At 71.2% G+C, this 4,393-nt stretch carries 3 protein-coding genes and 2 pseudogenes; all 5 read left to right on the top strand.

All coding sequences use genetic code 11. The features are described from left to right. Positions 1–176 (top strand): annotated as a pseudogene (locus AX724_RS03370) (tail tape measure protein); the annotation flags it as partial. Positions 177–187: 11 nt separating this feature from the next. Then, on the top strand, positions 188–2,518 hold the full coding sequence (locus AX724_RS03365; protein WP_066763553.1) for a DUF2460 domain-containing protein: 2,331 nt from the start codon (positions 188–190) through the stop codon (positions 2,516–2,518). Continuing rightward, positions 2,515–3,336: a DUF2163 domain-containing protein gene (locus AX724_RS03360; protein WP_066763552.1), complete on the top strand. Its 822-nt coding sequence runs from the start codon at positions 2,515–2,517 to the stop codon at positions 3,334–3,336. Before AX724_RS03365 ends, AX724_RS03360 begins: the two co-directional genes overlap by 4 nt. Next, positions 3,333–3,707, top strand: a complete 375-nt coding sequence (locus tag AX724_RS03355; protein WP_197421459.1) for a peptidoglycan endopeptidase — start codon at positions 3,333–3,335, stop codon at positions 3,705–3,707. The genes AX724_RS03360 and AX724_RS03355 overlap by 4 nt, the downstream gene beginning before the upstream one ends. 61 nt (positions 3,708–3,768) lie before the next feature. Next, a pseudogene (locus AX724_RS03350) lies at positions 3,769–4,393 on the top strand (phage tail protein); the annotation flags it as partial.

The following is a 4,393-nucleotide window of genomic DNA, read 5'->3' as shown; positions in this document are numbered from 1 at the left end:
GGCCAGAACTGTTCGTGCCGACGACCAGCGGGCAGGTGCAGGCCGGGACGGGCGGCGGGGCGCGGGACGTGCGGGTGAGCATCGCGGTCAACGGGCGCGGCGGCGAAGGCGAGGCGCGGTTGCTGGCGCGCAGCGCGCGGCAGGTGGCGCGGGCGGTCAAGGGCGCGATAGGATAGGAGAAGAAGCGATGGGCGGCCTGCAATATTGGCTGGCGGACACGCGGCGCGGGCAGGAAAGCCGCTTCATGAAGCGCTTTGCCGCGACGCACTGGACCGTCAATTTCCCCCGGCCGATGATGGCGAGCGTGGTGACGACAGGGCCATCGTCGTTGCGGATGGATGCGGTCTTCTACGGATCGGGCGATCTGGCGGGGCTGATCTGGGAAGCGGAGGACCGTTGGAGCCATCCCCTGATCGCCTATGAGACGGCGCGGGACTTTCGCGAGTGCCGGCTGTCCTTCCGCTGGCGGTCGGGCGGCGTGCGAAAGCTGGACGAGACGCACGGGCCGACGCTGACGATCGAGGGGCGGGACGCGGACGGGAACCCGCGCGCCTGGTATGTGCGGCTGTGGAATTATGCACAGGGCGGGCCGGAGGATGCGATCGTCACGCTCGATTTCGCGACCCTGGTGGGCGGATATCTGTTGCCGGAGGAGGCGGACCCGGTGTGGGCGGGCGACATCGACCGGATGTTCCTCTCTCTGGTGCCGCCGGGCTATGACGCGGGCGACACGCCCTTCCCCGCGGCGGTCGAGGGGTGGGCGGAACTGAGCGACATAGGTTGCGACGGGGCGGGATCGGTGATCGGCGTGGGCGACGCCATGCTGCCCGAACATGGGCTGTCGATGGCGACCGGCTATGACGACGGGTTCAACCTGACGCCGCAGCGGATCGTGGAAGCGGTCCATGCGCTGGGCTATCGCGGGGCGATCAACCATTATGTCGGCATGAGCCATTATTTCCGGCTCGAACGGGCCGGGGACGGGCTGTACGTGTCGCTGGCCGGCGGGGTGCTGAATGCGCCCTGCGCGGCCTGGCACCGGGACTTCGCGGCGCGGGCCAGGGCGATGGGGATGGGCGTCATCTGGTCGCTGTCCTACGAATTGTTCGACGCGCATTGCTGGAACGACTGGAAGCAGCGGGCGGAGAATGGCGACCCGGCGCTGACCGGATGGGCGCCGCCGTCCACCTTGCTGTCGCCGGCGCATGAAGGGGCGATGGCCTATCTGAAGGCGGTCGCGGGCGCATTCGTCGCCATCGCGCAGGAGGCGGGGTTGCCGATCCTGTTCCAGGTCGGCGAGCCATGGTGGTGGGTGATGCCGGGGGACGGGCGGATATGCCTGTATGACGATGCGGCACGGGCAGCGCTGGGCGGCGATCCGGTGGCGATCCCGAGCGTCTGGGGCAGCCTGAACGCCGGGCAGACGGCGCTGCTGGATGCGGCCGGCATAGTGCTGGCCGCATCGACGGCGGCGCTGTGCGCGCATGTGAAGGCGATTGCGCCGGACGCGGTGACGCACCTGCTGGCCTATCTGCCGACCATTCTCGATCCGCGCGCGCCCGAAGCCAAGCGCGCCAACATGCCGGTGGGCTGGGCCAGGCCCGCCTTCGACGTGTTGCAACTGGAAGATTATGACTGGGTGACGGAAGGGCGGCCGACGCTCACCGCGCGGGGCGTGGCGCTGGCGACGCAGCGGCTGGGCTACCTGCCGGAGGAGCAGCATTATCTGGCGGGCTTTGTGCTGGCGCCGGAGCAGGCCGCGCAATGGCGCGCCATTGCCGATGCCGCGCAGGCGTCGGTCGCGCGGGGGACGGCGGCGACCTTCATCTGGGCGCTGCCGCAGGTGTGCCGCGACGGCTTCACCTGCTTCAATTTTGCCGGGGAGGATGATGTGCAGCCCTTTGACGATATAGTCTTTCCGCTGGCGATCGGGCGCGAGGCGAGCGTCAGTCCCGCTTTTTCGACGCAGATCGTCGAGAGCGTGTCGGGCCATGAGCGGCGAAGCAGCGACTGGGCGGATGCGCGCCTGTCCTTCGACGCCGGGCCGGGGGTGCGGTCCGACGGCGACATGGCGGCGCTGATCGCCTTCTTCCGGGCGCGGCGGGGGGCGGCACGCGGGTTCCGCTTCACCGACCCCTATGACGACCGCAGCGGACCGCCCGGCGCGCCGCCGTCCCCCATCGACCAGCGGCTGGGCATAGGCGACGGGGTGCGGGCCGAGTTCCCGCTGATGCGTCATTATGGTCAGGGCGAAGAGGCGCAGGCCCGCCGCATCACCCGGCCGGTGCCGGGCAGCATCCGCGTGGCGGCCGGCGGGGTGGAGATGACGGGCGGGTGGAGCCACGCAGGGATGGGCGTGATCGCGTTCGATGCGGCACCGGCGGCGGGCGTGGTGCTGACCGCCGGATACCGGTTCGACGTGCCGGTGCGCTTTGCCGAAGACCGGCTGGAGATCAATCGCGCGACCTTCGCCGCCGGGGAGGCCCCGTCCGTGCCGCTGGTGGAGATACGCGAATGAGCGCGGCGGAGATGCTGGGCAAGCCGCTGTGCACGCTGGCCTTCTGCTGGCGGATCGAGCGGCGGGACGGCGTGGCGGTGGGGCTGACCAGCCATGACCGCGACCTTGTGGTGGGCGGCATGACCTATCAAGCCGCGCCGGGGATGACGCCTTCCGCCGTGCGGGCCGGCATCGGGCTCGACGGGGGAGACAGCGATGTGGCGGGCGCGCTGACCAGCGACGCGCTGACCGAGCGCGACCTGATGGCCGGGCGATGGGACGGGGCGGCGCTGGAGCTGCGGCTGACCGAATGGGAAGCGCCGGGCGCGCTGTGGCTGCTGCTGGCGCGCGGGACGATCGGCGCGGTGGCGCGGACGGGCGCGGCCTTCACGGCGGAGCTGATCGGCGCGGCGGCCGTGCTGGGCGCGCCGGTCGCGCCATCCACCTCGCCCGACTGCCGCGCGACGCTGGGCGACCGGGCGTGCCGGGTGGACATGGCGGCGCGACGCCGGATCGCGCGGGTGGGCGCGGTGGAGGAAGCGTCGGTCGCGATTGCAGGCGCGGCGTTGGCGCCGGGAGCCTACGCCTTTGGCACGCTGCGCTGGCTGACGGGCGACAATGCGGGGATGATGCAGGCGGTGACGGACAATGGCGCGGACGCGCTGACCCTGGCCGATCCGCCTGCCTTTGCCGTGGAGGAAGGGGCGCTGGCGCTGCTGACCGAGGGATGCGACCGGCAACTGGCGACCTGCGCCGCGCGGTTCGGCAATGCCATCAATTTTCGCGGCGAGCCCTATCTGCCGGGCATGGACCTTCTGACCCGATATCCCGGCGCATGAACGGGACGGCGGTGGTGGCCGCCGCCCGCGCCATGATCGGCGCGCCGTTCCGGCTGCACGGCCGGGGGCGCGAGGGAATCGATTGTGTCGGGCTGGCGGCGGTGGCGACCGGGCGGGAGGGGCCTTGCGCCTACGGATTGCGGAGCGGGGACGCGCGCCGGGCGGAAGGCTGGCTGCGCGCGGCGGGGCTGGCGCGGGTGGAGCGGGGCGCGCCGGGCGACATCGCGCTGGCGCGGCCGGGGCCGATGCAACTGCACCTCATGATCTGGACGGGGACGGGCTTCGTCCATGCCCATGCTGGATTGCGACGCGTGGTGGAGACGCCGGGCGCTTCGCCCTGGCCGCTGCTGGGCTGGTGGCGGTGCCCGTGAGGGATGGTGGACCTGAAACCCCGGCCCTGGTCGGGGGGCAGGAGAGGGAAAGGGACAAGGCATGGCGACGATGGTGCTGACGGCGGTGGGAACCGCGCTGGGCGGGCCGATCGGAGGCGCGATCGGCGGGTTGATCGGCAATGCGTTCGATCATGCGGTGCTGTTCCGGCCGAAGGGACGGCAGGGACCGCGCATGGCCGATTTGCAGGTCCAGACATCCAGTTATGGAACGCAGGTTCCGCGCCTGTTCGGCACGTTGCGCGTGGCGGGCACGGTGATCTGGGCCACCGACCTTAATGAAAGCGTGACGAAGACGAGCGGTGGCAAGGGGCGCGGCAGCGTCACCAGCTATAGCTATTCGGCCAGCTTCGCGGTGGCGCTGTCGGCGCGGCCCATCCGCGCGGTCCGGCGCATCTGGGCGGACGGCAAGCTGCTGCGCGGGGCGGCGGGCGACTTCAAGAGCGAGATGAGCGGGTTCCGCCTCTATCCGGGCGGCGAGGATCAGGCGGTTGATCCGCTGATCGCGTCGGCGCAGGGCGCGGACCTGACGCCGGCGCATCGCGGCGTCGCCTATGCCTTGTTCGAGGATCTGGCGCTGGCCGACTTTGGCAACCGCATCCCGTCGCTGACCTTCGAAGTGGAGGCGGACGGGGATGTGGTCGGGCTGGGGCGGATCGCGGCGGACC

Origin of the sequence: Sphingobium sp. CCH11-B1, assembly GCF_001556865.1 — a bacterium.
GTDB lineage: Bacteria > Pseudomonadota > Alphaproteobacteria > Sphingomonadales > Sphingomonadaceae > Sphingobium.
The sequence above is the reverse complement of the archived record's forward strand: the minus strand, read 5'-3'. Positions and strand labels throughout refer to the sequence as shown.